Genomic DNA, 26,032 nt, shown 5'->3' with positions numbered 1-26,032 from the left:
GAGTCAGGAGGCGATGAAGAGTCTCAGGCACGCCGTAGCCTTCGCCGTCCCCGCACTGATCGCCGTCGGCGCCGCAGGTGCCGCAGCCACCTACGCGGTGCTCTCGGCCGCCCGCCGGGTGGTCACTCCCGCTGTGCGCCGCAACGACACCCGCATCCTCAAGGTCGACACCGGTGCGCAGACCATCGAGCTGTCGCGGACGCTCGACACCGAGCTGCCGGGCCGTTACGGACTGTTCACGACGGGCACGTACGGGTACGTCAAGCTCGGCGCGGTCCTCAGCGCCGACGCGAAGAGCGTGCGGCGAAAGCTGCTGACCCAGATCGAGCCGGGTGCCCAGGTGGACGGGGATGCCGCCTTCAGCGGCTGGTACCACATCACGCCAAGCGAGCTGCACCTGCCCTGGGAGAGCATCCTCATCGGCTCGCCCGCCGGCCCCTGCCCGGCGTGGTACTTCCCGGCCGAGTCGTCGACCTGGGTGATCCAGGTGCACGGCAGGGGAGCGACACGATCGGAGTGCCTGCGAGCCGTCCCGGTGTTCCACTCGCTCGGACTGCCGACGCTGGTCGTGTCGTACCGCAACGACGGCGAGGCGCCTCGATCCCGTGGCGGCCGGTACGCGCTGGGCGCATCCGAGTGGCGGGACGTCGACGCCGCGATCGCCCATGCACTGCGCCATGGCGCCGAGCGCGTCGTGCTGATGGGGTGGTCGATGGGCGGCGCAGTCGCGCTGCAGACCGCGGTCTCCTCGGGCCACCGCGACCGCATAGCCGCCATTGTGCTGGAGTCGCCCGTCGTGGACTGGCGCACTGTGCTGCGGTTCCAGGCGCGGGAGGCGGGCCTGCGCGAACCCATCCCCGCGCTTGCGATGAGCGCCCTGTCGTCGCCGTTCACCGCCCGGCTCAGCGGTGCCGAAGAGGCGATCTCCTTCGACAGCCTCGACATGGTCGCCCGTGCGACTGAGCTCGAGGCGCCCATCCTCATCCTGCACAGCGACGACGACGGCTTCGTGCCGACCGACGCCTCGCACGCACTGGCACAGGCACGACCGGACATCGTGACGATGCCGCACTTCAGCGGTGCGCGTCACACCAAGCTGTGGAACTACGATCAGGCCGGCTGGACGGCCGCGATCACCGACTGGATGAGCGAGCGCGGACTCAGCGCTTCTGCGTGACCTGACGCTTCGCTCGCATCAGCATCCCGGTCATGCCGGCGATGCGCAACGGTGAGACGGCGCGCGTGAGACCGATGCTCTGCGGGAAGTCGTCGGGGATGGCAAGGACCTCGTCCGCGGTGAGGCCCGTGATCCCCTGTACCAGGATGCTGGCGAAACCGCGCGTGGTGGGCGCCTCCGGCGGTGCAGTCGCATGCATCGCCACGACGCCGTCGGTGACCTCGACGTGGATGTAGACCGGCGACTGGCACTCGGCCACCCGCTCGGACATCTCAGGGTGGCTCGCGACTTCGTCTGACACAGGGGGAAGCTCATTGGAGAACTCCAGGAGCAGCTGCAGTCGCTCGGCTTCGGGAAGCTCGAGAAACTCGTCGCGGATCTGCGCGAGAGCGTCGGGGACGTGCGTCTGAGTCATCCGTGCAATTGTCACACGATCAGAGCGACCCCGGCTCCGTTCCGCTCACGATGGGCACGCGAACCGCGCTGCCCCACTCCGTCCAGGAGCCGTCGTAGTTGCGCACGTCCGCGAAACCGAGCAGGTGCTTGAGCACGAACCAGGTGTGACTCGAGCGCTCCCCGATGCGGCAGTAGGCGATCACCGAGTCGCCGTCGGCGATGCCGGCACCCGCGCGGTAGATCTCCTCGAGCTCCGCGCGGGTCTTGAATCCTCCGTCCTCCGCCACGGCTCTGCCCCACGGCACACTCTGCGCGGTCGGAATGTGACCGGCACGCAGAGCGCCCTCCTCGGGATAGGCGGGCGCCGAGGTGCGCTCACCGCTGTACTCCTCGGGCGAGCGGACGTCGATCAGCGGACCCTTGCCGATGAACGCCAGCACGTCGTCCTTGTAGGCGCGCAGCACGCTGTCGTCACGCTCGACGACCGGGTACTCGGTCGCAGGCCTCGCGGCCGGCTCGGTGGTGAGTTCGCGCCCCTCTGCGATCCAGCGATCCCGCCCGCCGTCGAGCAGCCGCACGTCCTCGTGGCCGAACAGTGAGAACACCCACAGTGCGTACGCGGCCCACCAGTTGTTCTTGTCTCCGTAGATGACCACGGTGTCGTCGCGAGAGATGCCCTTGCGGCTGAGCAGCGCGGCGAAGCCCTCACCGTCGACGTAGTCGCGCACCACCGGATCGTTCAGTTCGGTGTGCCAGTCGACCTTCACCGCGCCCGGGATGTGACCCGTCTCGTACAGCAGCACGTCTTCATCGGACTCGACCACCACGACGCCGGGTGTGTCCAGATGCGCGGCGAGCCACTGCGTCGTGACCAGACGACCGGGTTCGGCGTACTCGGCGAACTTGGCTGATGAGGTGTCGAGATCGACGGTCACGATGCTCCTTGTGGTTCAGGTCGCGCTCTGCGGACGCAGAGTGTGAGGGCACGACGGCGTAATGTTGATCCGTCACTACGACCATATGACGCCGCGGATGCCCCTGCACCCGAATGGTAAGACTTCGACACAGGAATCGGATGACCCAGCAGACCAGCACCGGAATCGTGCACCTCATCGACCGCACGCCCGCAGTGACCGGAACGGAGATGCTGGCGAGTCTGGTGCCGCCGCCGCAGTTCGAAGACGCGACCTTCGAGAGCTACCGCGCCGATCCCTCCTACCCTTCTCAGGAGGAGGCCAAGGCCAAGCTCCAGCGTTTCGCCGGCCAGGGCGAGCCGCCCAAGCGCGGCGGATTCTTCCGTCGCGCACGCAAGGAGACGCCTGCGAAGCCCGGCGTGTACCTCGACGGCGGATTCGGCGTCGGGAAGACCCATCTTCTGGCGTCCGTCTATCATGCGCTGCCCGCGAGGCGGAAGTACTTCGGGTCGTTCATCGAGTACACCGCGCTGGTGGGTGCGCTCGGATACAAGAACACCGTCGATCTGCTGCGGGGTGCGGATCTGCTCTGCATCGACGAGTTCGAGCTGGACGATCCGGGTGACACCATGGTCATGACACGGCTGCTGGGGGAGCTCGTGACGTCGGGGACGAAACTCGCCGCGACGTCCAACACGCCGCCCAACGCGCTCGGAGAGGGGCGCTTCGCAGCGCAGGACTTCCTGCGCGAGATCCACGCCATGTCCGACAGCTTCCAGACCCTGCGCATCGACGGCGTCGACTATCGACAGCGCGCGATCGACGGGCATGCCGTCGTGCTCGATGACGCGTCCTACACGCACGCGGTCGACGCAGCGTCCACGACGGGCACCGCATCCGACGATGAGTTCTCGGCCGTCATCCGGCACCTGGCACAGGTGCATCCCTCACGGTACCTCCGCCTGATCGACGGGCTGGATCTGATCGGGCTTCGCGACGTGCGCGTGCTCACCGACCAGTCCGAGGCGCTGCGCTTCGTGGCGTTCGTCGACCGCGCGTACGACGCTCAGATCCCCATCGCCGCGACGGGAATCGGACTGGACGCCGTCTTCGCGGACGAGATGCTCGCGGGCGGATACCGCAAGAAGTACCTGCGCGCGGTCTCCCGCCTGAACGCGCTGACGCACTCGCTGCCGACCGCGTAACACGTTGTTCACACCACGGCCGGTCACGTAACAGGCCCGCAACACACAGCGCCATCGTCCGAAACGCGCGAACCTCACACTGGGATCTCCCGAAAGTGAGGTTCGAAACATGGATGCTGCAGGAAACATCTCCTGGGTGATCACCGCCACCGCGCTCGTGCTGCTGATGACGCCGGGCGTGGCCTTCTTCTACGGTGGGCTGGTGAAGGCGAAGAGCGTCATCAGCATGATGATGATGAGCTTCGGTGCGATCGGCCTGATCGCCGTCCTCTGGATCCTCTACGGCTTCGCCATGAGCGCCGTCGACTCACCCACCCAGTTCGCGGGCAACCCGTTCGCGGACTTCGGTCTGGCCGAGTCGGCCACAGAGCCCGGCGCCAATGTGGCACTGCTGTCTGTCGCGTACGGCGCCACCTTCGCGATCATCACGGTCGCGCTGATCTCCGGCGCCATCGCAGACCGTGCCAGGTTCGGTCCCTGGCTGATCTACGTGGGCATCTTCGGCACACTCGGCTACTTCCCGATCGCGGCGTGGGTCTGGGGCGGTGGCTGGATCATGAACCTCGGCGCCTGGCTGTTCGGGGAGGAGAGCGGCATCGCCGTGATCGACTTCGCCGGTGGCACGGCCGTGCACATCAACGCAGGAGCCGCCGCGCTGGCACTCGCCCTCGTGCTGGGCAAGCGCATCGGGTTCCAGAAGGGCATCCAGAAGCCGCACAACGTGCCACTGACCCTGCTCGGGGCGGCACTGCTCTGGTTCGGCTGGTTCGGCTTCAACGTGGGGGCGGTGTGGGTCACCGAGGACATGGCGGGCGCCGGACTGATCGCCATCAACACGCTGGGAGCGGCGGCCGCCGGCATCCTGGGGTGGATCCTGGTGGAGAAGCTCAAGAACGGCAAGCCCACCTCGATCGGCGCCGTGTCGGGCCTGGTCGCCGGTCTCGTCGCCATCACCCCCGCCTGCGCGAACCTGACGCCCGGATGGTCGGTGCTGCTCGGCGCGCTCTCCGGTGTGGCCTGCGCTCTCGCGGTCGAGCTGAAGTTCCGGCTCGGGTTCGACGACTCTCTCGACGTCGTAGGCCTGCACCTGGTCGGCGGGCTGATCGGCACGGTCTACCTCGGGTTCTTCGCGACCGGACAGGGCGTGCTGGTCGGCGGCGACCTGCGCCTGCTGGCGGTGCAGGTGATCGCCTCGGCCGGGGTGATGGTGTACGCCTTCGTGGTGTCGCTGCTGATCGGTCTGCTGATCGAGAAGACGATCGGCTTCCGGGTCAACAGCGACGATGAGATCGCCGGAGTCGACCAGGTGGTGCACGGAGAGGCCGGGTACGCACTGGTCGAGTGAATGCACCAGCCGCAGGGGTAGGGTGGGCAGGTGAGTTCGACGAAGAGCATCCTGTCCACCCTCACCGGCATCCTCGGCCGGATGCTGGCCAAGGAGGATCCGAAGCGGCCCTCCCGACCGCGGCATCCCGATGCGGTGCTGCGGCCCGAAGGGCGCGCAGCGGCGCGCGAGGACGACTCGGCGGCGGGACGGATCCCGGGGGCGGAGACGCGTCGTGTCGACCCCGAGAGGGTACGGGATGTCCGCGTCGGATACTCGCCTTCGCGCAACAGCCTGCCCGACTCCGGTGAAGTGGTGTGGACCTGGGTGCCGTACGAGGAGAACGACGGGCGCGGCAAGGACCGGCCGGTGCTCGTGATCGGACGTCAATCCGCCGACCGCGTCTATGCCGTGCGGATGACGAGCAGGCCGCACGACGGCGACAGGGACTATCTGGCGATCGGATCGGGCGACTGGGATTCGCGCGGGCGCGAGTCGTGGGTCGACATCGAGCAGCTCTACAGCGTGCACCACGAGGGGATGCGACGCGAGGCGGCGGTGCTCGAGCGTGATCGCTATGGTCTGGTCGCGGATGCGCTGATCCACCGGTACGGCTGGGCGCAGGCCTGAAGCAGCACCGCTAGCACGAGTGCGCAGGGCCTGCAAGGCACCTGCCGAACCCCCTCCGGCCGCGCACCGTTGAAGGATGAGCAGAAGGTCGACAGGGTGGACCGAGGTCGCCACTGGTGTGAACCGCCTCGATGTCGCGCACGTCAACTGCTACCTGGTCGTGGCCGAGGGCGGCATGACCCTGGTGGACGCCGGCCTGCCAGGCACCCGTCCGCTCCTCGACTCGCTTCTCAAGCGCCTCGGCGCTCGAAGGGGCGATATCGACGCCGTGCTGCTGACCCACGGGCACTTCGATCATGTCGGGATGGCGCGCGGTCTCGGTGACGAGGGGACCGGCCTGCTCGTGCATCCCGAAGACGCGGCACTGGCGCGGCATCCGTACCGCTATGCCCGTGAGCGCGCGGCGTGGAGGTATCCGCTGCGGTATCCGCGCACCGTACCGGGACTGCTGTCCATGGGCCGACACGGTGCGCTGATGGTGAAGGGCGTCGATGCGGCGCCCCGTCTGGCCGATGGACTGACGCTCGACGTCCCCGGGCGACCACGGGTGGTATGGACTCCTGGACACACCTACGGCCACTGCGCGTTCGTCTTCGAGCATCTCGGCGTCGTCATGAGCGGCGACGCGATCGTGACGTTCGACCCGTACACCGGCGCCGCTGGACCTCAGATCGTGGCGGGTGCCGCGACCGCCGACAGCGCGAGGGCGCTGGAGTCGCTCGACGCCCTTCGCAGCGCCGACTCCGCGATCCTACTACCAGGGCACGGAGATCCCTGGACGCGGGGTGTCGGCGAGGCGATCGACGCCGCGCGCCGAGCGGGCAGCCATTGAGACGCTCGCCGATCGACGGTGGGCCAATCCGATCGGACGGGCGCTGCGAACCACCTTCGAGCCGCATAACGCGGCGGCACTCGAAGGAGGAACCATGCGCTTCATCCCCACCAAGGTCCACGGCGTTCTCGACTACCTGGTCGGCATCGCGCTCATCGCGGCGCCCTGGCTGTTCGGCTTCGCCCAGCTCGGCGGTCCCGCGGTGATCATCCCGATCGTCCTGGGTGTCGGGCTCATCGTGTACAGCCTCTTCACCCGCTACGAGTGGGGGCCGTTCGGCGTCATCCCGATGCCGGTTCATCTCGTCTTCGATGTCGTCGCGAGCGTGTTCCTGGCAGTCTCTCCGTGGCTGTTCGGGTTCTCAGACGAGGCGCCGAACGTGTGGCTGCCCCACCTCATCGTGGGCATCACCGTGGTGATCGTCGTGCTCCTGTCGAAGCCGACGCCTGGGCCGGCGCGCAGCGACGTCCGTCGCTGACCCACCGCATCCGGATCGGGCCACTCAGTCCGATCCGGATGCGCCCAGCCGGTCGGGATGCAGCACCACCTTGATGCAACCGTCCTCCTTTCGCTGGAACGTCCGGTACGACTCCGGGGCGCGCTCAAGAGGAACGTGGTGCGTCACGAGATCCATCACGCCGAGCGGGTCGTCGGAGGCCTCAACGAGCGGGAGCAGATCGTCGGTCCACCTCTTCACGTTGCATTGCCCCATGCGCAGCGAGATCTGCTTGTCGAACATCGTCTTCATGGGCATGATGTCGGCATCGCCTGCGTACACACCGGAGAGTGAGATCGTGCCTCCGCGGCGCACGAGGTCGATCGCTGTATGCAGTGCGGCGAGGCGGTCCACGCCCGCGTGCTCCATCAGCGGGCGCGACAGCGGGTCGGGCAGCAGCCCGACCGCCTGCTGCATCACCGAGATCGCGGGGCTGCCGTGCGCCTCCAGCCCCACGGCGTCGATGACCGAATCGGGCCCGCGCCCTTCGGTGAGCTCGCGCAGCTCGGCGACGGTGGTGTCGTCGTCGTCGAACACCTCGATGCCGTGACGCCTCGCCATCGCACGACGCTCGGGCACCGGGTCGACGGCGAGCACACGATGACCGTGGTAGCGGGCTACACGGGCCGCGAACTGCCCGACCGGTCCGAGACCGAGGACGGCGACGACCCCCTCCCGCGGAAGGTGCGCGTACTCGACGCCCTGCCAGGCGGTGGCGAGGACGTCGCTAAGGAAGAGGTAGCGCTCATCGGGCAGGTCGGAACCGACCGGGATGTGATTCTGGTCGGCGAGCGGCACCCGCAGGTACTCGGCCTGCCCGCCCGGCACCTGGCCGTACAGCTTGGTGTAGCCGAACAGGGCCGCCCCACTGCCGTACTCGCGCACCTGCGTGGTCTCGCATTGCGTCTGAAGCCCTCTGCGGCAGAACCAGCATTCCCCGCAGGAGATGTTGAAGGGGATGACCACTCGATCGCCGACCCGCAGGGTGCCAACCGCTGAGCCCACCTCCACCACCTCGCCCATGGGCTCGTGGCCGAGGATGTCGCCTTTGTCGAGGAACGGTCCGAGCAGCTCGTAGAGGTGCAGGTCGGAGCCGCAGATCGCCGTGGAGGTCACCCGGATGATGGCGTCCGTGGCCTCCTCGATGCGCGGATCGGGCACGTCCTCGATACGCACGTCGCGCTTTCCCTGCCATGTGAGCGCCTTCATGATGCGTCTCCCTTCGTGTCGTCGTGGACGGGGCATCCGCGTGCGGGTCTGCTCGCACGCACGTTCGCGCCCGACGAGGGCTTCGTCGGAAGTCTGCGCCGATTCACATCGAGGCCGTCGTCGAGGATCGTGACCCGCGGGTCGCTGAGCGCAGCGACGGCAGCGGACAGCCCGGCGATCGCGAGCTTCTCGCCGGGGCAGCGGTGCCCGCTGGCGACGTCACCGCCGCCGTGTGGGATGAATGCGGTGAGCTTCTCATAGTCCGGGTTGTCGACGAAGCGCTCCGGTCGGAACTCGTGCGGCCGCTCCCAGCAGCCGGCGTCGAGATCAGTTCCCTGGATGTCGATGACGACCCTTCCGCCGGTGGGCACCCGCTGACCGCCGAAGTCCACGTCAGTCAACGCCCAGCCGGGCAGCATCGGCACGAACGGGGCGGTGCGCCGCACCTCCTGCGCGAACGCGGTGGCCAGGCCACCGCCGGTCAGTTCACCGCGGCGGGCGGTCTCGGCTGCGATGCGCTCGCGCCACCCGGGACGATCGTGCAGTTCCTTCGCTGCGAAGGCGACGAACCGCGCGACAGCGATCATCGGCCGGATCACGTTCTGCAGTTCGATGCCGGCAAGTCTCTCGTCGAGCAGCGTTCCGCGCTGATCGCGGTGCCAGGCCCACTCGTACAGGGCCGTTCCTTTCGCGGGGTCGAGCTTCGCATCGCGCACGGCACGGATGAGCCGCGCGGCATGGCGATCCGACCACGCCCGGTTGAGCAGCGCGAGCAGGAAGGCGGGGAAGTACGGCGCGCCGAAGCCGTCGACGACCTGTGCGAGGCGCGCTGACCATCGCGTCTTGGCCGCTGGCGTACCGGGAAGGCCCGCCCATCGCATGACGGCGCGGCCGAAAGCCCCGACGGCCGCGTCGTAGGCGCTGCTACGCCCGCCTGCGACCCATGCGTCCAACTCGGCGCTCCATTCGCGCTCGAGTTCCGGATGCAACAGCGCGGCCCGCCCGTCGTCATACGCGACGTCCACGAAGGTGGCCTTCCGATGGTGGTGCTCCTCGCCGTCCAGGCTGTGCACCGACCCGTGGCCGAACAGCACTTCCTGCACGAAAGCGGGCATGGCGCCGTGCCTGGCGATCACCCGTTCGTCGTAGAACAGGCCCACTGCCTGTTCGCCCCGCACCAGAACGGCGTCTCTGCCCAGGAGTCGCAGCGGCGCCGCGCGGGCGCCGTCGCGTACCCGGGACCAGATGTGGGATGTGAAGTCGTATCCGCGGATCAGCAGAAGGGGGGAGTCGTCTCGGAACCGGTCGAACATGACCCCAGCGTCACGCACCGCCCCCGCCTCCGAAAACGGGGGAGCGTCACGGCGTCGTCTGTGCTAAGCAGGCGTGAAGAGCGCCCCGGTGCTCGCCGTCCGAAGAGGTTGCAGAATGCGATGCGGAGCCCGCGGCTCACCTCTTCGGGCGGTCGTCGGCGGACGGCTGATCCTGGTAGATGTCGGGCGTGCCGTCGGCGTCTTCGTCGATCGCCTCCGCTGCGGCGATCGCGCGATAGCGTCGGTTTCTCGCCACCAGGATCGCGGAGGCCAGGAGTGATGCGAGGAGCGACGCCAGCATGATCGCGATCTTGGCGTCATCGCCGTGCTCGCCGTCCGAACCGAAGCTCAGCTCCGCGATGAGCAGCGAGACGGTGAAGCCGATTCCCGCCAGCAGGCCGACGCCGATGAGGTCGACCCACTTGAGTGCAGGATCGAGACGGACTCTGGTGATGAGAGTGAGGATCCGCACGGAGAGCGCGATGCCGACAGGCTTTCCGAGAACAAGGCCGGCGACGATGCCGATGGTGACGGGATCGGTCACAGCGCGCATGATCCCGTCCACGCCCCCGACGGAGACCCCTGCTGCGAAGAAGGCGAAGACCGGCACGGCGAATCCCGCCGAGAGCGGGCGGAAGCGGTGCTCGAACTCCTCGGCGAGACCCTCCGCCGGATGTGTGCTCCGGTCCTGCTTCCGCGGACGCACCGGGACCGTGAAAGCCAGGGCGACGCCGGCGATCGTGGCGTGGATCCCGGACGCGTGCAGGAATGCCCATGCGACGAAACCGATCGGCAGCAGGATGATCCACGCGGCGAAGGCCCTGTTGTGGAACAGCTCACGATATCGCTGCGCGAGAACGCCGTACACCGCGATGAAGACGATCGCGAGCAGCAGGGGGATGAGATCGATGTCGGCCGTATAGAACACCGCGATGATGACGATCGCGATGAGATCGTCGACCACAGCGAGGGTGAGCAGGAAGACCCGCAGCGGGCTCGGCAGATGCGATCCGACCAGCGCGAGGACGGCGACGGCGAACGCGATGTCGGTCGCCGTCGGGATCGCCCACCCCTCGCGCAAGGACGGCGCCTGCCACACGATCGCGGTGTAGATGAGGGCGGGGACGATCACACCGCCGACCGCGGCCGTGATGGGCACGATCGCCGTGTCGAATCGCCGCAGATCACCGGCGACGACCTCGCGCTTGAGCTCGAGGCCGACGAGGAAGAAGAAGATCGCCAGCAGGCCGTCGGCCGCCCACGCACCCAGCGACAGCTCGAGGTGCCATGGCTCGTACCCGATACGGAAATCGCGCAGAGCGAAGTAGGAATCGGATGCCGGCGAGTTCGCCCACACGATCGCCACCGCCGCCGCGACGACGAGGAGGATGCCTCCGACCGCCTCCTTGCGCAGCAGCGCCGTGATCCGTCCGGCCTCGGCGGAACCAGGCCAGCTGGGGAATCGGTGGTTGGACGTGGGCGTCGAAGCGTGAGACATGAAGGAGCTTCCCGTGGGGTCGTCGACTGGTGAAATGTCGACCAGACTTCCCGACGCGCCTCGTCCAGCCTATCCGACGAGCGCTGTGCATCGACTAAGGCGCTCCCGCCGTGCCAGGTCTCGTCGCGGACGAGAGGCATCTCGGCAGGCTGCGCGGCGATGCCGGCGGAATCGCTCGTCGTCCGCGAACTGACCGCGCCCGTCGATGTGCTCAAGGCGAGACTTTCCGAGCGCGAGCCGATGGACGAATGGCGACGGGCGCTGCGTGCATGGGTCGATCATCATGCTGCGCGTACGTACCTCGCGGAGATCCGGGACACCATCGTCTCCACCCACGATCGGGCAGTGGCGGATGCAGCGCGAGAAGTACTGTCAACGATCGACTGGGCCTCGTCCTGACGTGGCGCAGGGGTGCATGAGTCTTGCTCCCTTCGCCCACGTCGCGCGGATCGAACGAAGAAGCCCCGCCGGGATCTGTTCCTGACGGGGCTGAAGCTGGTGGGCGATGCCGGACTCGAACCGACGACCTCTTCCGTGTGAAGGAAGCGCGCTACCAACTGCGCCAATCGCCCATGTGGAGTTGTGTTGTGCGCGGGGGCACAGATCAAGAGCATACCCGATCGAGGCGCCTGCGCCGACACGCACAAGCTGGCCGGGCGTGGCGTGCAGCGCAGGTCGCGGGTGACACGCCCGGATGCGTCATGCGGTTTGGCGATGCGCCGAACCTGGGCTAATGTAATTCAAGTGCCCGGGACGCCGGGAAACAACAAAAGAATGCGGATGTAGCGCAGTTGGTAGCGCATCACCTTGCCAAGGTGAGGGTCGCGAGTTCGAGTCTCGTCATCCGCTCGAGTGCAGGAGCCCCCTCCAGGGGGTTTCGGCATGTGGGTACGAATCCACCTCGCGGTGGCGTGGCCGAGAGGCTAGGCACCGGCCTGCAAAGCCGTTTACACGGGTTCGAATCCCGTCGCCACCTCTCTGCACAACTGAATAGCCTTCTAGGCGCGATTGGCGCAGCGGTAGCGCGCTTCCCTGACACGGAAGAGGTCACTGGTTCGATCCCAGTATCGCGCACAGACCGAAACCCCCGGGTACACCGGGGGTTTTTCTCGTTAAGTGCGCCGCCGCTCCCGCCCATGCCGTCCACGTCGACCCTCTCCCGCGTGGTTTCCGGGGGTTTCTTCGTTTCTGTACCTCGGCAACGCGTCCGCGCGGTACCCACGCAGTACTCACGATCGAGAATCGCCTCCGCAGAAGTTTCAAGAAGCTGGGGCTTCGATAGAGCTCCCGCAGAACGAGAGGAATCAGGCTCCTAGATCCCTCAGGAGCCTGACATGGCTAAGCCAGCAAACCCCGTTGCAGCGAGCCGACCCGCCGTGGACACCCTTCGCGCGTACAGTCGCGCCGAGGTCGACGAGCGCCTCGGCATCAGCATGCCAGCGTTGGCCGCATGGTCGACGCTGGCAGAACCCGGGTGTTCTATCCGCGACGTCAAGGCAAGCGCCGCCCCGTCCGCATCAGCGAGGACGCGCTGCGCGCAGCCTCTCGGGACCCGCCTGACACGTGCGCCGGAGTATCGCGACCAACATCAGCGCGGGGCCCTCCAGACGAGTCCGGCCATCCCGAAACACAGCATGCCGATGCCGGCCGAGATCGCGCCGAAGACGCCAGCGAGCAGTGCACCGTGGGATTGGCTGGCTGCGTGTGAGGATCGCACGGTGGTCTCGTCGGATCCTGTCGTCACGTCCTCATCCTCGCAATATACGAACCGCGCTCACGCCGCGCCGCGAACCCGACGACCTGTCAGCTCTGCAGGGGAGATTGGAAGCATGACCGTGATGACCGAGCAGCCAGCCTCTGACCGACTCGGCGCATCGTCGTCGACGCAGCGTCGGCCGCTTCGACGCCTTGTCGCGATCACAGCCATCACCGTGACCGCCGTCATACTCGTCATGATCACGTGGCCGCAAGCGTTCGGACTTCACCGGACGTTCGGCATCGCACAGCTCATCGCGTTCCGGCCAGCTCTGGTCATCGGCTTCGCGGCCGCCGCGTTGATCGCGGGAGGGATCGCCCTCCTCATGAAGCGGCGCTCTCGCCGAATCGTCGCGTTCATCGTCGCCGGCATGTTCCTTGTCGCAGCCCTCGCACAGGCCACCGTGCTGGCATCGCGAGGCTGGGGAAACGCCTTCGCATCGTCTGACCGTGACTCCACACTTGCCGAAGGCGACATCACCGTCCTGTCGTGGAACGCCCAGGGCGGCGCGACATCCGCTCGCGAGATCGCCGAGCTCGCCCTGACCGTCCGCCCCGATTTGATCGCTCTTCCGGAGACGGATGCGGTCGCCGCGGGCGAAGTGCGCGCGATCCTCGCGGAGCACGGCCTGAACATGTCGTCGTCGACGGTGGGGGATTGGATCCCGACGTCCGTGCTGATCTCGACGGAGCTCGGGGACTATCGTCTTGACGCTTCGCGCGGCTCCACACCTGGTCTGCCCAGCGGGGTCTGGCTTCCGGAGACCGAAGCGTCTTCACCGGTCGTCGTCGCGCATCCGATGCCGCCGCTCCCGGCGAGCATGAACACCTGGCGTGACGGCCTGGACTGGGTCGCGGAGCAGTGCCGGACGGGAGGGAGCGGTGTGATCGTGGTGGGCGATCTCAACGCGACGGTGGATCATCTCGGCTCACTCCCTGGTTGCAGCGATGCCGCGGCAGCCTCGTCTCTGGCCGCCTCCGGGACCTGGCCCTCGACGACGCCGCAGGCACTTGCTTCTCCGATCGATCACATCCTCGTCGGAGCAGACTGGACGGTGCTTGACGTTGTCGTCATCGATGCGCAGGGCTCCGGCAGCGATCACCGTCCGATCGTCGCAGTTCTGGAGCGCTGAGGCTTTGCTGGGTTCGCCATGTCCCTTGATTCCGGCATTCGCCCGCGAGCAGCTGCTCAGCTAGGAAGTGCCTGCACCTCTAGCAAGAGCCAGATCGCGCCGAGGGCGCCGAAACCGATCGAGCCGCACAGCAGGGCGACGTGCGGCCACGACCGTCCCGGACCCTTCGGTGCTGCCCACAGCAGTCCGATCGCCGCGCCCAGGCTGTTCGCGGCGAAGCCGAGGGCCAGCCCCGGCCGCCCGACAAGCCCCCGATCACGAACACGATCGGCAGGGCGATCAGCAGCACGACCGCTGCGCGTGCCCACCCGCGCGCCTCGTCGTTCCTGCGAGCGAGCACCCAGCCGAGGATGCCGAATCCCGCCAGGAGGGCGATGAGGCCGGCCAGTGTCGTGATCGGGTAGAACACCGATGCCCAGATGATGGGATCGCTCGCAGTCGCAGGTATGACCGCGCTGCCCACGGCGATGGATCCAAGGATCGATACGAAGATCATCGCCATGCAGGTGACGAATCCCGGGGTGAGTCGGATGACCTTGTCGCGGGGGAGGCCTCGGCCGCGTGAAGAACTCTTGTGCTCAGTCACCGTATGCCTCCTCCCGTGGATGATTCCTCGCAGTCTGCCAGAGCAATCCACTGTTCCACCTAGACCGAACGACGACCGGGGGTTTTTCTCGTCAAGTGCGCCGTCGCTCCCGCCCATGCCGTCCGCGTCAACCCCCTCCCGCGTGGATTCCGGCAGGCCGTACGTTCGGCTTCTACGGGCCGCACGGTCCGCGAACGAAAGGAACGGTCATGAACATCGTCCTCATCATCGTCGCAGTCATCGCGATCATCCTGGCCATCACAGGCGGGCTCGTGCAGTCGCTGAACTTCCTGTTGTGGGTCGGACTGATCATTCTCGCCATCGCGGTCATCGGGTGGATCATCCGCGCGGTCAGCGGACGCAACACCAGCGTGTGACGCCGTCGTCGCAGCCGTCGGCCGATCGACTCCGGCGACAGGCCTCGGCGGGCCCGTGTGAGCCCGTCGAGGCCTCTGTCGCGCCGGTGGCGACCTTCGAATGGGAGATGCACCGCGGCGAGTAGACTCGTGGCATGGAATCCGTGTCGACCCCCCTCGTGACCTTCGTCACCGGCGCCGTCACGCGAACGCCGGGCGCCTGAGCGGGCAGGGCGCACCGCGCCCGAAGCTGAGCCGACCCATTCCATCGCCTATCTGGAGAATCCCGTGTCAGACCTCGCCCAGCCGATCGCCGAGAAGCGCGACGGCTTCGCATTGTTCACCGATCGTTCCGTCGTCGCCATGCAGGTGAACGGCGTGCTCAAGGACCTCGCCGCGACCGTCACCGAGCAGGACGTCGTCGAGCCGGTCACTGTCGACAGCCCTCTCGGACTCGACATCCTGCGCCACTCGACCGCGCACGTGCTCGCCCAGGCCGTGCAGCGCATCCGCCCCCAGTCGAACCTGGGCATCGGCCCACCCATCACCGACGGCTTCTACTACGACTTCGGTGTCGACGAGCCGTTTACCCCGGAGGATCTCAAAGCGATTTCGAAGGAGATGCAGCGCATCATCCGCGAGGGCCAGCGCTTCGTGCGTCGCGTGGTCAGCGATGAGGAGGCGCGCGCAGAGCTCGCGCACGAGCCGTTCAAGCTCGAGCTCATCGGGCTCAAGGGCGGCTCGACCGAGGCTGCCGAAGGAGCATCCGTCGAGGTGGGCGAGGGGGAGCTCACCATCTACGACAACGTGACCAAGGACGGCGACGTCGCATGGAAGGACCTCTGCCGTGGTCCCCATGTGCCGAACACGCGCATGCTCGGAAACGGGTGGGATCTGACCCGCGTCGCCGCCGCCTATTGGCGCGGCAGCGAGAAGAACCCTCAGCTGCAGCGCATCTACGGCACCGCCTGGCCCACCAAGGACGAGCTGCGCGCCTACCAGGAGCGCCTCGCGGAGGCCGAGCGACGCGACCACCGCAAGCTCGGCGTGGAGATGGACCTCTTCTCATTCCCGGATGAGATCGGCTCCGGACTGGCGGTGTTCCACCCCAAGGGCGGCATCATCCGCTACGAGATCGAGGAGAACCTGCGCCGGCACCTGCTGCGCAACGGCTACGACGTGGTGAACAGCCCTCACATCACCAAGAAGGACCTGTTCCAGACCTCGGGCCACCTGCAGACCTATGCCGACGGCATGTTCCCCCCGATGCACCTCGACGAGGTGGTCGACGCGGACGGGAACGTCACCCGCCAGGGCCAGGACTACTACCTGAAGCCCATGAACTGCCCGTTCCACAACCTGATCTTCCGCTCTCGCGGACGCAGTTACCGCGAACTTCCGCTGCGACTGGCCGAGTTCGGCACCGTGTACCGCTATGAGAAGAGCGGCACCCTGTCGGGCCTCACCCGCGTCCGCGGTCTGACCCAGGACGACGCGCACATCTACGTCGCCCAGGACCAGGTGCGCGAGGAACTCGCCACCAACCTCAATCTCGTGCTTGAGCTGCTGCGGGACTACGGACTCAACGACTTCTACCTGGAGCTGTCGACGAACGAGGAGGGAAACCCGAAGTTCCTCGGCGAGCCCGAGCAGTGGTCGACTGCGATCGAGACCCTGCGCGAGGTGGCTCTCGAATCCGGTCTAGAGCTCGTCGCCGACCCAGGCGGTGCGGCGTTCTACGGCCCGAAGATCTCGGTACAGGCCCGCGACGCGATCGGGCGCACCTGGCAGATGTCGACGATCCAGCTGGACTTCAACCAGCCCGAGCGGTTCGAGCTGGAGTACACCGGTTCTGACGGCGGCAAGCACCGTCCCGTGATGATCCACCGCGCGCTGCTCGGCTCCGTGGAGCGGTTCTTCGCGATCCTGCTCGAACACTACGCCGGCGATTTCCCGCTCTGGCTCGCGCCGGCGCAGGTGGTCGGCATCCCCGTCGCCGAGGAGTACGCACCGTACCTCGACGACGTGGTCGCGCAGCTGCGCTCGGCGGGCATCCGCGCGGAGGTGGACCACTCCGACGACCGGATGCAGAAGAAGATCCGCAGCCACACCACCGCCAAGGTCCCGCTGCTGCTCATCGCGGGTGAGCAGGATCGTGCCGCCGGCACGGTGTCGTTCCGCTTCCGCGACGGCTCCCAGGAGAACGGCGTGCCGATCGCGGCCGCGATCGAGCGCATCCGCTCCGCGGTCGCCTCTCACGCGCGTGTGCTCACCGCGGAGGATCTGGCGTGACCTTCCCGCACGACGGCCAGGTGGATGCCGAGAGCGGCGACCACCTGGCCGGTGTGCCGGACGAGTTCCAGCGGCTGTGGACGCCGCACCGCATGGCGTACATCAACGCCGGTCGTGAGCCGATGCGCGAGCAGTGCCCGTTCTGCGAGGCACCGAAGCATCCCGACCCTGAACGGCTCGTCGTCGCGCGAGGCGAGACCGCCTTCGTGCTTCTGAACCTCTTCCCGTACAACTCCGGGCATCTGCTGGTGTGCCCGTACCGGCACATCGCGACGTACGATCAGGCGAACGCCGAGGAGGTCGCAGAGATCGGGGAGCTGACGCAGATCGGCATGCGTGTGCTGCGGGAGGTCTCGCGCTGTGACGGCTTCAACCTCGGGATGAACCAGGGCGCCGTCGCCGGGGCGGGTGTCGACGCGCACTTGCACCAGCACATCGTGCCGCGCTGGTCATCGGACGCGAACTTCTTCCCGATCATCGCGAAGACCAAGGCGCTGCCGCAGCTGCTCGGCGAGGTGCGCGAGGCGATCGCGCACGCCTGGCCGCGCTGATCCCCACGCCCACTCCACACAGCGCTTCGCGCTGCGCGGAGCCTCCGGGCGCGTGGCCCCGCTGCACAGCGGAGTGTCCGGCGCCGGGGCGCCGAAAGTCTCCCCTTCAACGCACCTTGTGCGCGGTGAACTGCAGACGCGGGCTCGCGTAGAACTCCTGCGACTCGATCAGCTGCAGTTCGCGCTCACCCGACTCCAACGTGCGCTGCAGCAGGTCGAACACGCTCGACACAGTGCGCTCCAGGGCGAGCTTCGCATCGCCGGTCGACACGTAGTGCGCGGTGAACAGGGCAGCCGTCACGTCGCCAGAGCCGTTGGCCTTCATCGGCAGGTGAGGGGTGGCGACCAGCCAGGCACCTCTGTCGTCGACGGCCATCATCTCGATCGTGCCCTCTTCGCGGTCGGGCCGCTCGACAGAGGTCACCAGCACCGTGGAAGGACCCATCGCCCGCGCCGCATCGACCGACGCCAGCGTCGACTCGAGTGTGTCGGGGGAGGTGTTCGTCAGGTAGCCGAGCTCGAACTGGTTGGGTGTGATGATGTCGGCCACAGGCACGACACGGTCCCGCAGCAGGTCGGGGATCGCGGGAGCCACGAAGCAGCCCGACTTCGCGTTGCCCATCACCGGGTCGCAGGCGTACACCGCACGCGGGTTCGCCGCCTTGACGCGCTTGACGGCGTCGATGATCACGTCGCCGATGCCCTCGCCACCCTGATAGCCGCTCAGCACCGCGTCGATCTGCGGGAAGACCTCGCGTTCCTCGATGCCCGTGATGACCTCGCCGACTTCGCGAGGGTCGATCATCGGCCCGCGCCAGGCGCCGTAGCCGGTGTGATTCGAGAAGTTCACGGTGTAAACAGGCAGCACCTCGACACCGATGCGCTGCAGCGGGAAGACGGCAGCCGAGTTTCCCACGTGGCCGTAGGCGACGGCCGACTGGATCGAGAGGATCTTCATCCTGACATCCTCTCACTCGCGCCGGTCGCTATCGCGCGGATGCCGCCAGATCGTCCAGCAGCCGCGCGGCATCCTCGCGCGAGAGGTCGTGCACGGTGAGCCGGAGATGGAACGAAGCGGAGGAGGCGTCGTCGAGGCGGAACTCGTCGCCGGTGCGGGCCAGCCAGCCCCGGCGCATTAGACGTTCGGCCGCGATCTTCGCCGGCACGTCGAGACGCACCCACAGGCTGAGTCCGTCGGATGAGGCGGTGCCGATACCGCGGGCGGTGAGCTCGGACGCGAAGGAGGCGTTGCGCCGGGCGTAGTGCGCGGCCGCGCCCTCGATCTGACGTCGTACGTCGGCATCGGTGAGCTGAGCGTGCGCGAGGCGCTGCAGCAGATGACTCACCCAGGTGGTTCCAGGGCTCAGCCGCATCGCGAGGCGCTCGGCGGTGGTGGCATCCGTCGCGGCGAGAGCGAGGCACATATCGGGCCCGAGGAACTTCGACACCGAACGCACCAGCGCGTAACGGCGATGCTCCGCGCCGATGAGAGAGGCGTAGGGGTGTGTCGACAGCAGCGAGAAGTGGTCGTCCTCGATGATCAGCACGTACGGATGCGGCGCCAGCACCTCACGCAGCGCGGCGGCGCGAGCAGGGGAGAGGCTCACCCCTGTCGGGTTCTGTGCACGGGGCGTGCTGATGATCGCGCGCACGCCCGCATCGAGAGCCGCCTGCAGTCCCTCGACCGTCATGCCTTCATCGTCGACAGGCACGGGCACGGCCCGGTAGCCTCCAAGCCGGACCGTGTGGATGCTGGCCAGGAAGCAGGGGTCCTCGAGGGCTACGGCGTCGTCGCGTGTCAGCGCCTGTGCCAGCAGGCGCTCCACGGCGTCGACTGCGCCGCTGGTGACCGAGATCCGCAGGTCGTCCCTGGGGAGGTCGGCGAGCATCCAGTCCCGTGCCCACTCCTCGAGGCCGCGGTCGATCACGGGCTCTCCGTACAGCACAGGGCGACCGACGATCCGGCCGAGGGCCGCCGTGGGATCGGGGATGAGCTCTGGATCCGGGTTGCCGGAGCCGATGTCGTGCAACACGGTGTCGGCGGTCACACCCTCCTGCGCGACGCTCCCGGCGCCGGCGATGAGCGTCCCGCCGCGACCGCGCGAGACCACCAGACCGGCCTGCGCGAGCTGGCGGTATGCGGCGACGGCGGTGTTGCGGTTCACGCCGAGGATGCCTGCGAGCTCCCGCACGGGCGGCAGTGCGTCTCCGGCGCGCAGCATCCCTCGCTCACGCAGCGATCGAACGCTGTCGGCGATCTCCGCTGCCGAGGTTCCCGAGATATCGACGTCCATCGTGTCGATTCTATGGTGCTATCTTTTGACATAGGCCAAACAGTTCTTTGTCACAAGAGGAGTGACCCATGGCATCCACCGAGAACCCCACCACCGGATCGCAGCGTGTCAAGCGCGGCCTGGCCGAGATGCTGAAGGGCGGCGTCATCATGGACGTCGTCACGGCGGAACAGGCCAAGATCGCCGAGGACGCAGGCGCCGTCGCCGTGATGGCGCTCGAGCGCGTGCCGGCCGACATCCGTGCGCAGGGCGGCGTCTCGCGGATGAGCGACCCCGACATGATCGACAGCATCATCTCCGCGGTGTCGATCCCGGTCATGGCGAAGGCGCGCATCGGCCACTTCGTGGAAGCGCAGGTGCTGCAGGAGCTCGGCGTCGACTACATCGACGAGTCCGAGGTGCTTTCGCCGGCCGACTACGTGAACCACATCGACAAGTGGCCGTTCACCGTGCCGTTCGTCTGCGGGGCCACGCACCTCGGGGAGGCGCTGCGCCGCATCACCGAGGGTGCGGCGATGATCCGCTCCAAGGGAGAGGCCGGCACCGGCGACGTGTCCGAGGCCATGAAGCACATCCGCAAGATCCGCGGCGAGATCGCCGCGCTCGGCGCGCTGTCGAAGGACGAGCTCTACGTCGCCGCAAAGGAACTGCAGGCCCCGTACGAGCTGGTCGCCGAGATCGCGGAGACCGGCGAGCTGCCGGTCGTGCTGTTCGTCGCCGGCGGTGTCGCCACCCCGGCGGACGCGGCGATGATGATGCAGCTGGGCGCCGACGGTGTCTTCGTCGGCTCGGGCATCTTCAAGTCCGGCGACCCGGCGGCCCGCGCGAAGGCCATCGTCAAGGCCACGACGTTCTACGACGACCCCAAGGTGATCGCCGAGGTCTCCCGCGGGCTCGGCGAGGCGATGGTCGGCATCAACGTCTCCGACCTCCCCGCCCCTCATCGCCTCGCCGAGCGTGGCTGGTAAGCCGAAGGTCGGCGTTCTCGCGCTGCAGGGCGACGTGCGCGAGCATGCCGCCCTGCTCGAGACACTGGGTGCCGACGTCGTCGCGGTGCGCCGCCCCGACGAGCTCGCGAGCGTCTCAGGGCTGGTCATCCCCGGCGGCGAATCCACCGTGATCGACAAGCTCTCGCGCGCCTTCGGACTCGCGCAGCCGATCCGCGACGCGATCAGTGAGGGGATGCCGGTGCTCGGCACGTGTGCCGGACTGATCATGCTCGCAGATTCGGTGCTCGACGCGATCGACGGGCAGCAGACTTTCGGAGGTCTGGACGTGGTCGTGCGCCGCAACGCGTTCGGACGGCAGACCGAGTCATTCGAAGCCGCGCTGCACGTCGCCGCCCTCGGCGAGGAGCCGGTGCGCGCCGCCTTCATCCGGGGCCCGGTGGTCGAATCGGTCGGTGCGGCAGCCACGACTCTCGCCGCACTCGACGACGGACGGGTCGTCGCAGTCGAGCAGGGCAACCTGATCGGCCTGAGCTTTCATCCTGAGATCAGCGGCGAAGCGAGGTTCCACCGGCGCCTGCTCGCGGCGGTGGAGCAGACGGCGGGGGTCTAAGGGGTCGTCACCAGCGTGCGGATCGCCTCGACTGTGCGGTCGATGTCGGCCGGCGTGGTCGCCCAGGACGACATCGAGCAGCGCAGCGCCGTCCGTCCGCGCCACTCGGCTCCGGTGAGCGCTGCCGTGCCGTCCTCGAGGATCGCCTCACCGAGGGCCCGCGTGGCCGCGTCCGACGCGAGCCGCAGCATCACCTGGGTGTACACGACATCGTTCAGCACTTCCACCCCGTCGATCGATGACAGTCCTTCAGCCATCGCCCGCGCGTTCTCGTGCAGCCGGTCGATGAGCCCGGCGACGCCGTCACGGCCCATGGTGCGAAGCGCAGCCCAGGCGGGCACGCCACGGGCCCGACGGGAGAGCTCCGGTGTGACGTCCCACGGATCCAGTCCCGAGTAGATGAGATAGTCACCGCCTGTCCGGAACACGGAGATCGAATCGGCCGGGTCGCGCACGATGGCCATGCCGCAGTCGTACGGCACGTTCAGGGTCTTGTGGGCGTCGGTGGCCCAGGAGTCGGCCTGGTCCATCCCCGCGGTCAGTGCGCGCAGCCCGGGCGATGCCGCCGCCCAGAGACCGAACGCGCCGTCCACGTGAACCCACCCGCCTCGGCGACGGATGATCGGTATCAGCGATTCGAAGTCGTCGAAGGCGCCGGTGTGCACTTCCCCGGCCTGCAAGCAGACGATCAGCGGTCCCTCGTCGTCCGCCGCTGCGGCTTCCAGCGCATCAGGGCGCATCCTGCCCTGATCGTCCGCATCCACGATCGTGATCTCGTCGCTGCCGATCCCGAGGAAGCGCGCGGCGCGATCGATCGAACCGTGCCGGTCGGAGCCGACGACGAAGCGCAGGGGTGGAGCACCGCGCAGCCCCCGGGTGGCGAGATCCCATCCCGCCTTCGCGTGCACCGCGTTGCGAGCAGCGGCGAGGCAGGTGAAGTTGGCGACCTGACCGCCGGTCACGAACCCGACGCTGGCGGATTCGGGCAGGCCGAGCAACTCCAGCATCCACTGCCCTGCGACGCGCTCGAGCGCCACGGTCGCGGGGGTCAACAGGGACGAGCCAGAGTTCTGGTCCCAGGCCGACACCAGCCAATCCGCCGCCAGCGCGGCCGGCTGCGTGCCGCCGATCACGAATCCGAAGAACCGTCCGCCCGGGATCGCCACGAGACCGGGGTCGGCGGCCCTCGCCATCTCATCGATCACACCCGCAGCGTCGTCCGAGCCCTCGGGGAGTGGCCCTCCGAACACTTCCAGCATGTCGTCCAGGCTCGCGCGCGGCCACACCGGACGGTCGTCGAGGGTCTGCAGGAACTCCCAGGCGCGGCGGTGAGCGGCGTCGAGAGCACGCTCTCGATCATCCATGAGCGAAGTCTTCCACCGGTCGGCACGCCGGACAAGACATTCAGCGACCGGCGAGGGGAATGTTCAGAGCACGGCATCGAGCCAGCGCAGCGCAGCGACGCTCTGTGCGCGCTGGAACGCTCGCAGCCCCGGCAGCTCGGGGATCTCGGGCTGGGCCTGACCCCACCAGAGAAAGGAGGCGAACGCCGAGATCGCGGGCAGGAGAGACGCCATCGGCGGCGCGCCGTGCACGCGGAAGAGTTCCCAGGCGTCCTCGCATCGCGGACCGCCGGACGCTTCGACCGAAGGCAGCAGCAGCGGCAGGTCCAGCCAGGCGGCCCCACGCAGAGCATGCGGCCAGTCGAGAAGCCTGGCACGACCATCGTGGATCAGGATGTTGTCCGCACGCAGGTCTCCGTGCACGAGGGCTGTCCCGGCGAGGGTGTGAGGGAGTTGCGTGTCGAGATCCTGCAGCGCGGGCATGCGCTCAAGCAGGCCGGTGGGAAGGCCGGATCGCAGGTCGTGATCGCGGTCGATCGCCGACCAGCGCGCGAAGTCGGGGAGCATCGACTGCTCGGCGGCCGGTACGCTCTCGGCGGCTGTCGTGTGGGCGAGACCGCTCATCTCGGATGCGATGGCGTGGAGCTGCGCTTCGCTCCACGGCGCGCCCGGATGCTCTCCGTCGACCACTTCGAGCACGAGAGCGACGCCGTCGTCGTCGAAGCCGGCCAGCACCGCAGGAGCGAGTGTGGCGGGCACGGTTCTCAGTACCCCGATCTCGCGCCGCAGGAAGGTACGCGAATCGACGTGTCCGTCGGGGGCGATCGCCTTGACGAACGCGCGTCCGGAGGTCGTCCGCACCGTGCCCGCGTAGCAGGCGCTGAATCCACCGTGCGAGGGGGAGTCGGCGACGATGTCGCCGCCGATCGCCGAACGGACCCGCTCGCGCAATCGTGACGGCAGTGATCGCCACTCCGGTCGGAGCCTGTCAGCGCCTGCCTTCATCCGCTCGCTCCTCAGGGTGTGGGTGCGTCGAACCTATCAGCCGCGCACGGGCGGCCACGACGCGGGACTTTCGCGATTCGTTAGAATGGACGACGCCCTCTTCGCCGAGGGGGCGGAACACACGAGCGGAGACATATGTCCGGGCACTCCAAGTGGGCGACGACCAAGCACAAGAAGGCCGTCATCGATGCGCGCCGAGCGAAGTCGTGGGCCAAGCTCATCAAGAACATCGAGGTCGCCGCGAAGCTCGGAGGGGCCGACCTGCAGGGCAACCCGACTCTCTTCGACGCGGTGCTCAAGGCGAAGAAGACCTCCGTCCCCAAGGACAACATCGACCGCGCCATCAAGCGGGGTGCCGGAATCGGCGGCGAGGCCGTCGAGTACACCTCCATCATGTACGAGGGGTACGGTCCGAACGGCGTGGCACTGATGATCGAATGCCTCACCGACAACAAGAACCGGGCCGCAGCCGAGGTGCGCACCGCGCTCAGCCGCAACGGCGGAACGCTGGCCGACCCGGGCTCAGTGGCCTACAACTTCGAACGCAAGGGCGTCATCGTGGTCGGCTCGGAGGGCACGACCGAGGACGATGTGATGATGGCGGCCCTCGAGGCCGGAGCCGAGGAGATCGAGCCGCACGCTGATGGCTTCGAGGTCATCACCGAGGCGAGCGATCTGGTCGCCGTCCGGACCGCTCTGCAGGAGGCGGGGATCGATTACAACTCGGCCGACGTCGAGTTCGTCCCCAATCTCAAGGTGGAGATCGACGCCGACACGGCACGCAAGATCTTCCGCATCATCGACGCCCTCGAGGACAGTGACGACGTGCAGAACGTCTTCAGCAACTTCGACCTCACGGCCGAGGTTCAGGCTGAGCTCGAGAACGACGAGGAGTAGTCCTCGCGGGGTGCCTTCCCGCTCCTGACCGGATGACGGTCACCCCAGGTCTTCAGAGCCCCGGGCGCGCCTGCGTCCGGGGCTCTCGTCGCCTCGTAGCCTGGGGGAGTGGGATCCTCTCTGCGCGTCCTGGGCATCGACCCGGGCCTGACCCGATGCGGCGTCGGCATCGTGGACGTCGACCGATCGCGCCGCGCGAGCCTGGTGCACGTCGGCGTGGTGCGCACCGCCGCCGACGCTGATCTGTCGGAGCGTCTCGCGGGCGTGGCCGCCGGTATCCGCGCGGTCATCGAGGAGCACAGCCCTGATGCCGTCGCCGTCGAGCGGGTGTTCGCGCAGCACAATGTCCAGACCGTCATGGGCACGGCTCAGGCCTCCGGCGTGGCGCTGTTGATCGCAGCCGAGGCGGGTCTACCCGCGGCCACGCACACCCCGAGCGAGGTCAAGGCGGCTGTCACCGGGTACGGTTCGGCCGACAAGCGGCAGGTGCAGTCGATGATCGCCCGCATCCTGCGCCTTGATGCTCCGCCGCAGCCGGCGGACGCCGCCGATGCCCTCGCCATCGCGCTCTGCCACGCGTGGCGCCGCGGCGGTACGGGCTCGGCCGGGAGCACGACACTGACCCCGGCTCAGCGCGCCTGGGCCGACGCCGAGCGTGTCGCTCGAACGTATGTACGACCCGCCCGGTAGGCTTCCAGCATGATCTCCTCCCTGCGCGGCACGGTGCTGCACGCGGCATCCGACCACGTCGTCATCGAGACCGGCGGCGTGGGGTTCTCGGTCTTCGTCCCCGCCGACGTCGCGCACACCGCTCTGGTGGGGGAGTCGCTGCAGTTGCACACCAGCCTCATCGTCCGCGAGGACGCCCTGACCCTCTACGGGTTCGGCGATCGCGATGAGCTCGAGATCTTCGGGCAGCTGCTCAGCGTCACCGGGGTCGGCCCGAAGTCAGCCCTCGGCGTGCTGTCGCACCTGACGGTCGACCAGATCGCCGAGGCGGTCACCGCCGAGGATGACGCTCCTTTCCGGCGCGTGTCGGGGATCGGCCCGAAGACGGCGAAGCTGATCGTGGTGCAGCTGGCGGGCAAGGTCCAGCCGCGGATCGCCTCCGCGCCGCCCGGCGCGCCGGTCTCCGGTGTCACGGATCAGGTCGCGGCGGCGCTCGTCGGGCTTGGCTGGTCCGAGAGGGTCGCGGCGGAGGCGGCGGCACAGACTGCCGAGGATGCCACCGAGGCCGAACGCGAGTCGGTACCGGCTCTGCTCCGG

27 protein-coding genes and 4 tRNA genes are annotated in these 26,032 nt (G+C 68.0%); 19 read left to right on the top strand and 12 right to left on the bottom strand.

The genetic code is table 11. From position 1 onward, the window contains the following. The first annotated feature begins 13 nt into the window (after positions 1-13). Positions 14-1,177: an alpha/beta fold hydrolase gene (locus tag RIN43_RS15655; protein WP_309129852.1), complete on the top strand. Its 1,164-nt coding sequence runs from the start codon at positions 14-16 to the stop codon at positions 1,175-1,177. Here the strand turns inward: RIN43_RS15655 and RIN43_RS15650 are convergent. Continuing rightward, entirely contained in the window at positions 1,161-1,592 is a 432-nt protein-coding gene (locus RIN43_RS15650; protein WP_309129851.1) for a SufE family protein, read from the bottom strand. The genes RIN43_RS15655 and RIN43_RS15650 overlap by 17 nt on opposite strands. 19 nt (positions 1,593-1,611) lie before the next feature. After that, complete coding sequence (locus RIN43_RS15645; protein WP_309129850.1) at positions 1,612-2,508, bottom strand: sulfurtransferase; 897 nt, start codon at positions 2,506-2,508, stop codon at positions 1,612-1,614. A 140-nt stretch (positions 2,509-2,648) separates the two neighbouring features. Between RIN43_RS15645 and zapE the strand changes: the two genes are divergently transcribed. The 5 genes from zapE to RIN43_RS15620 all read left to right on the top strand — a co-directional run bounded on the left by zapE (position 2,649) and on the right by RIN43_RS15620 (position 6,956). After that, positions 2,649-3,692, top strand: a complete 1,044-nt coding sequence (zapE, locus tag RIN43_RS15640; RefSeq protein WP_309129849.1) for a cell division protein ZapE — start codon at positions 2,649-2,651, stop codon at positions 3,690-3,692. 109 nt (positions 3,693-3,801) lie between these two features. Next, complete coding sequence (locus tag RIN43_RS15635) at positions 3,802-5,037, top strand: ammonium transporter (RefSeq protein ID WP_309129848.1); 1,236 nt, start codon at positions 3,802-3,804, stop codon at positions 5,035-5,037. 30 nt (positions 5,038-5,067) lie between these two features. Then, positions 5,068-5,646 carry a type II toxin-antitoxin system PemK/MazF family toxin gene (locus RIN43_RS15630; protein WP_309129847.1) on the top strand — a complete coding sequence of 193 codons (579 nt, stop codon included), beginning with the start codon at positions 5,068-5,070 and terminating at the stop codon, positions 5,644-5,646. Positions 5,647-5,722: 76 nt separating this feature from the next. Beyond that, positions 5,723-6,478 carry an MBL fold metallo-hydrolase gene (locus RIN43_RS15625; protein ID WP_309129846.1) on the top strand — a complete coding sequence of 252 codons (756 nt, stop codon included), beginning with the start codon at positions 5,723-5,725 and terminating at the stop codon, positions 6,476-6,478. Between the two features lie 94 nt (positions 6,479-6,572). Then, complete coding sequence (locus RIN43_RS15620; protein ID WP_309129845.1) at positions 6,573-6,956, top strand: SPW repeat protein; 384 nt, start codon at positions 6,573-6,575, stop codon at positions 6,954-6,956. A 24-nt stretch (positions 6,957-6,980) separates the two neighbouring features. Here the strand turns inward: RIN43_RS15620 and RIN43_RS15615 are convergent, their stop codons facing one another. The 3 genes from RIN43_RS15615 to nhaA all read right to left on the bottom strand — a co-directional run bounded on the left by RIN43_RS15615 (position 6,981) and on the right by nhaA (position 10,994). Next, positions 6,981-8,183 (bottom strand): zinc-dependent alcohol dehydrogenase, encoded by a 1,203-nt coding sequence (locus tag RIN43_RS15615; RefSeq protein WP_309129844.1) that lies wholly within the window; start codon positions 8,181-8,183, stop codon positions 6,981-6,983. Beyond that, a complete protein-coding gene (locus tag RIN43_RS15610) occupies positions 8,180-9,514 on the bottom strand; it encodes a cytochrome P450 (RefSeq protein WP_309129843.1) in 1,335 nt (444 codons plus the stop codon). Before RIN43_RS15610 ends, RIN43_RS15615 begins: the two co-directional genes overlap by 4 nt. A gap of 118 nt (positions 9,515-9,632) precedes the next feature. Continuing rightward, complete coding sequence (nhaA, locus tag RIN43_RS15605; RefSeq protein ID WP_309129842.1) at positions 9,633-10,994, bottom strand: Na+/H+ antiporter NhaA; 1,362 nt, start codon at positions 10,992-10,994, stop codon at positions 9,633-9,635. 159 nt (positions 10,995-11,153) lie between these two features. Between nhaA and RIN43_RS15600 the strand changes: the two genes are divergently transcribed. Next, positions 11,154-11,393: a hypothetical protein gene (locus RIN43_RS15600; protein ID WP_309129841.1), complete on the top strand. Its 240-nt coding sequence runs from the start codon at positions 11,154-11,156 to the stop codon at positions 11,391-11,393. A 97-nt stretch (positions 11,394-11,490) separates the two neighbouring features. On the opposite strand, the gene RIN43_RS15595 is transcribed toward RIN43_RS15600, so the two are convergent. Further along, positions 11,491-11,566: transfer RNA gene (locus tag RIN43_RS15595), tRNA-Val, on the bottom strand. A 204-nt stretch (positions 11,567-11,770) separates the two neighbouring features. On the opposite strand from RIN43_RS15595, the gene RIN43_RS15590 reads away from it, so the two are divergent. From RIN43_RS15590 to RIN43_RS15580, 3 genes are all read left to right on the top strand, one after another. Further along, a tRNA-Gly gene (locus RIN43_RS15590) sits at positions 11,771-11,843 on the top strand. 56 nt (positions 11,844-11,899) lie between these two features. Then, positions 11,900-11,970: transfer RNA gene (locus RIN43_RS15585), tRNA-Cys, on the top strand. Positions 11,971-11,996: 26 nt separating this feature from the next. Further along, positions 11,997-12,068: transfer RNA gene (locus tag RIN43_RS15580), tRNA-Val, on the top strand. Between the two features lie 514 nt (positions 12,069-12,582). Here RIN43_RS15580 and RIN43_RS15575 read toward each other — a convergent pair. Further along, positions 12,583-12,738, bottom strand: a complete 156-nt coding sequence (locus tag RIN43_RS15575; protein WP_309129840.1) for a hypothetical protein — start codon at positions 12,736-12,738, stop codon at positions 12,583-12,585. A gap of 94 nt (positions 12,739-12,832) precedes the next feature. Between RIN43_RS15575 and RIN43_RS15570 the strand changes: the two genes are divergently transcribed. Beyond that, positions 12,833-13,882, top strand: coding sequence for an endonuclease/exonuclease/phosphatase family protein (locus RIN43_RS15570; RefSeq protein WP_309129839.1), 1,050 nt, complete (start codon positions 12,833-12,835; stop codon positions 13,880-13,882). Positions 13,883-13,938: 56 nt separating this feature from the next. On the opposite strand, the gene RIN43_RS15565 is transcribed toward RIN43_RS15570, so the two are convergent. Next, positions 13,939-14,190 carry a hypothetical protein gene (locus RIN43_RS15565; protein WP_309129838.1) on the bottom strand — a complete coding sequence of 84 codons (252 nt, stop codon included), beginning with the start codon at positions 14,188-14,190 and terminating at the stop codon, positions 13,939-13,941. A gap of 487 nt (positions 14,191-14,677) precedes the next feature. On the opposite strand from RIN43_RS15565, the gene RIN43_RS15560 reads away from it, so the two are divergent. The 3 genes from RIN43_RS15560 to RIN43_RS15550 all read left to right on the top strand — a co-directional run bounded on the left by RIN43_RS15560 (position 14,678) and on the right by RIN43_RS15550 (position 17,667). Beyond that, a complete protein-coding gene (locus RIN43_RS15560; protein WP_309129837.1) occupies positions 14,678-14,845 on the top strand; it encodes a hypothetical protein in 168 nt (55 codons plus the stop codon). Between the two features lie 342 nt (positions 14,846-15,187). Continuing rightward, positions 15,188-17,116, top strand: a complete 1,929-nt coding sequence (thrS, locus tag RIN43_RS15555; RefSeq protein WP_309129859.1) for a threonine--tRNA ligase — start codon at positions 15,188-15,190, stop codon at positions 17,114-17,116. Beyond that, complete coding sequence (locus RIN43_RS15550) at positions 17,113-17,667, top strand: HIT domain-containing protein (protein ID WP_309129836.1); 555 nt, start codon at positions 17,113-17,115, stop codon at positions 17,665-17,667. The genes thrS and RIN43_RS15550 overlap by 4 nt, the downstream gene beginning before the upstream one ends. Positions 17,668-17,773: 106 nt before the next feature. On the opposite strand, the gene pdxY is transcribed toward RIN43_RS15550, so the two are convergent. Continuing rightward, a complete protein-coding gene (gene pdxY, locus RIN43_RS15545) occupies positions 17,774-18,625 on the bottom strand; it encodes a pyridoxal kinase PdxY (protein WP_309129835.1) in 852 nt (283 codons plus the stop codon). 28 nt (positions 18,626-18,653) lie between these two features. Further along, on the bottom strand, positions 18,654-19,961 hold the full coding sequence (locus RIN43_RS15540; RefSeq protein WP_309129834.1) for an aminotransferase class I/II-fold pyridoxal phosphate-dependent enzyme: 1,308 nt from the start codon (positions 19,959-19,961) through the stop codon (positions 18,654-18,656). Between the two features lie 68 nt (positions 19,962-20,029). Here RIN43_RS15540 and pdxS point away from each other — a divergent pair, with 68 nt between their 5' ends. Both pdxS and pdxT read left to right on the top strand, forming a co-directional pair. Next, positions 20,030-20,929: a pyridoxal 5'-phosphate synthase lyase subunit PdxS gene (gene pdxS / locus RIN43_RS15535; RefSeq protein WP_309129833.1), complete on the top strand. Its 900-nt coding sequence runs from the start codon at positions 20,030-20,032 to the stop codon at positions 20,927-20,929. Next, the gene (gene pdxT / locus RIN43_RS15530) at positions 20,919-21,521 is read left to right on the top strand and encodes a pyridoxal 5'-phosphate synthase glutaminase subunit PdxT (RefSeq protein ID WP_309129832.1); all 603 of its coding nucleotides are present in this window, start codon (positions 20,919-20,921) and stop codon (positions 21,519-21,521) included. The genes pdxS and pdxT overlap by 11 nt, the downstream gene beginning before the upstream one ends. Here pdxT and RIN43_RS15525 read toward each other — a convergent pair. Together RIN43_RS15525 and RIN43_RS15520 are read right to left on the bottom strand one after the other, a co-directional pair. Next, a complete protein-coding gene (locus RIN43_RS15525) occupies positions 21,518-22,885 on the bottom strand; it encodes an aminotransferase class V-fold PLP-dependent enzyme (protein ID WP_309129831.1) in 1,368 nt (455 codons plus the stop codon). The two genes, pdxT and RIN43_RS15525, sit on opposite strands and share 4 nt — an antisense overlap. A 63-nt stretch (positions 22,886-22,948) precedes the next feature. After that, positions 22,949-23,869 (bottom strand): phosphotransferase, encoded by a 921-nt coding sequence (locus RIN43_RS15520; RefSeq protein WP_309129830.1) that lies wholly within the window; start codon positions 23,867-23,869, stop codon positions 22,949-22,951. Between the two features lie 135 nt (positions 23,870-24,004). Here RIN43_RS15520 and RIN43_RS15515 point away from each other — a divergent pair, with 135 nt between their 5' ends. The 3 genes from RIN43_RS15515 to ruvA form a co-directional block, all read left to right on the top strand. Further along, positions 24,005-24,766 (top strand): YebC/PmpR family DNA-binding transcriptional regulator, encoded by a 762-nt coding sequence (locus RIN43_RS15515; protein WP_309129829.1) that lies wholly within the window; start codon positions 24,005-24,007, stop codon positions 24,764-24,766. Positions 24,767-24,874: 108 nt separating this feature from the next. After that, positions 24,875-25,456, top strand: a complete 582-nt coding sequence (gene ruvC, locus RIN43_RS15510; protein ID WP_309129828.1) for a crossover junction endodeoxyribonuclease RuvC — start codon at positions 24,875-24,877, stop codon at positions 25,454-25,456. A 9-nt stretch (positions 25,457-25,465) separates the two neighbouring features. Then, on the top strand, positions 25,466-26,032 hold a 567-nt coding region (gene ruvA / locus RIN43_RS15505; RefSeq protein WP_309129827.1), incomplete at its 3' end, for a Holliday junction branch migration protein RuvA.

Origin of the sequence: Microbacterium sp., assembly GCF_031178445.1 — a bacterium.
Classification (GTDB): Bacteria; Actinomycetota; Actinomycetes; order Actinomycetales; family Microbacteriaceae; genus Microbacterium.
The sequence above is the reverse complement of the archived record's forward strand: the minus strand, read 5'-3'. Positions and strand labels throughout refer to the sequence as shown.

What these genes read in the sequence shown, in the direction of transcription:
- nhaA (WP_309129842.1), bottom strand. Translation starts at nt 10,994, where the DNA reads ATGTCTCACGCTTCGACGCCCACGTCCAACCACCGATTCCCCAGCTGG.
- RIN43_RS15650 (WP_309129851.1), bottom strand. Translation starts at nt 1,592, where the DNA reads ATGACTCAGACGCACGTCCCCGACGCTCTCGCGCAGATCCGCGACGAG.
- RIN43_RS15600 (WP_309129841.1), top strand. Translation starts at nt 11,154, where the DNA reads ATGCCGGCGGAATCGCTCGTCGTCCGCGAACTGACCGCGCCCGTCGAT.
- RIN43_RS15515 (WP_309129829.1), top strand. Translation starts at nt 24,005, where the DNA reads ATGTCCGGGCACTCCAAGTGGGCGACGACCAAGCACAAGAAGGCCGTC.
- RIN43_RS15525 (WP_309129831.1), bottom strand. Translation starts at nt 22,885, where the DNA reads ATGGATGATCGAGAGCGTGCTCTCGACGCCGCTCACCGCCGCGCCTGG.
- zapE (WP_309129849.1), top strand. Translation starts at nt 2,649, where the DNA reads ATGACCCAGCAGACCAGCACCGGAATCGTGCACCTCATCGACCGCACG.
- pdxS (WP_309129833.1), top strand. Translation starts at nt 20,030, where the DNA reads ATGGCATCCACCGAGAACCCCACCACCGGATCGCAGCGTGTCAAGCGC.
- RIN43_RS15635 (WP_309129848.1), top strand. Translation starts at nt 3,802, where the DNA reads ATGGATGCTGCAGGAAACATCTCCTGGGTGATCACCGCCACCGCGCTC.
- RIN43_RS15570 (WP_309129839.1), top strand. Translation starts at nt 12,833, where the DNA reads ATGACCGAGCAGCCAGCCTCTGACCGACTCGGCGCATCGTCGTCGACG.
- RIN43_RS15625 (WP_309129846.1), top strand. Translation starts at nt 5,723, where the DNA reads ATGAGCAGAAGGTCGACAGGGTGGACCGAGGTCGCCACTGGTGTGAAC.
- RIN43_RS15540 (WP_309129834.1), bottom strand. Translation starts at nt 19,961, where the DNA reads ATGGACGTCGATATCTCGGGAACCTCGGCAGCGGAGATCGCCGACAGC.
- thrS (WP_309129859.1), top strand. Translation starts at nt 15,188, where the DNA reads ATGCAGGTGAACGGCGTGCTCAAGGACCTCGCCGCGACCGTCACCGAG.
- RIN43_RS15615 (WP_309129844.1), bottom strand. Translation starts at nt 8,183, where the DNA reads ATGAAGGCGCTCACATGGCAGGGAAAGCGCGACGTGCGTATCGAGGAC.
- RIN43_RS15560 (WP_309129837.1), top strand. Translation starts at nt 14,678, where the DNA reads ATGAACATCGTCCTCATCATCGTCGCAGTCATCGCGATCATCCTGGCC.
- RIN43_RS15620 (WP_309129845.1), top strand. Translation starts at nt 6,573, where the DNA reads ATGCGCTTCATCCCCACCAAGGTCCACGGCGTTCTCGACTACCTGGTC.
- RIN43_RS15520 (WP_309129830.1), bottom strand. Translation starts at nt 23,869, where the DNA reads ATGAAGGCAGGCGCTGACAGGCTCCGACCGGAGTGGCGATCACTGCCG.
- RIN43_RS15655 (WP_309129852.1), top strand. Translation starts at nt 14, where the DNA reads ATGAAGAGTCTCAGGCACGCCGTAGCCTTCGCCGTCCCCGCACTGATC.
- pdxY (WP_309129835.1), bottom strand. Translation starts at nt 18,625, where the DNA reads ATGAAGATCCTCTCGATCCAGTCGGCCGTCGCCTACGGCCACGTGGGA.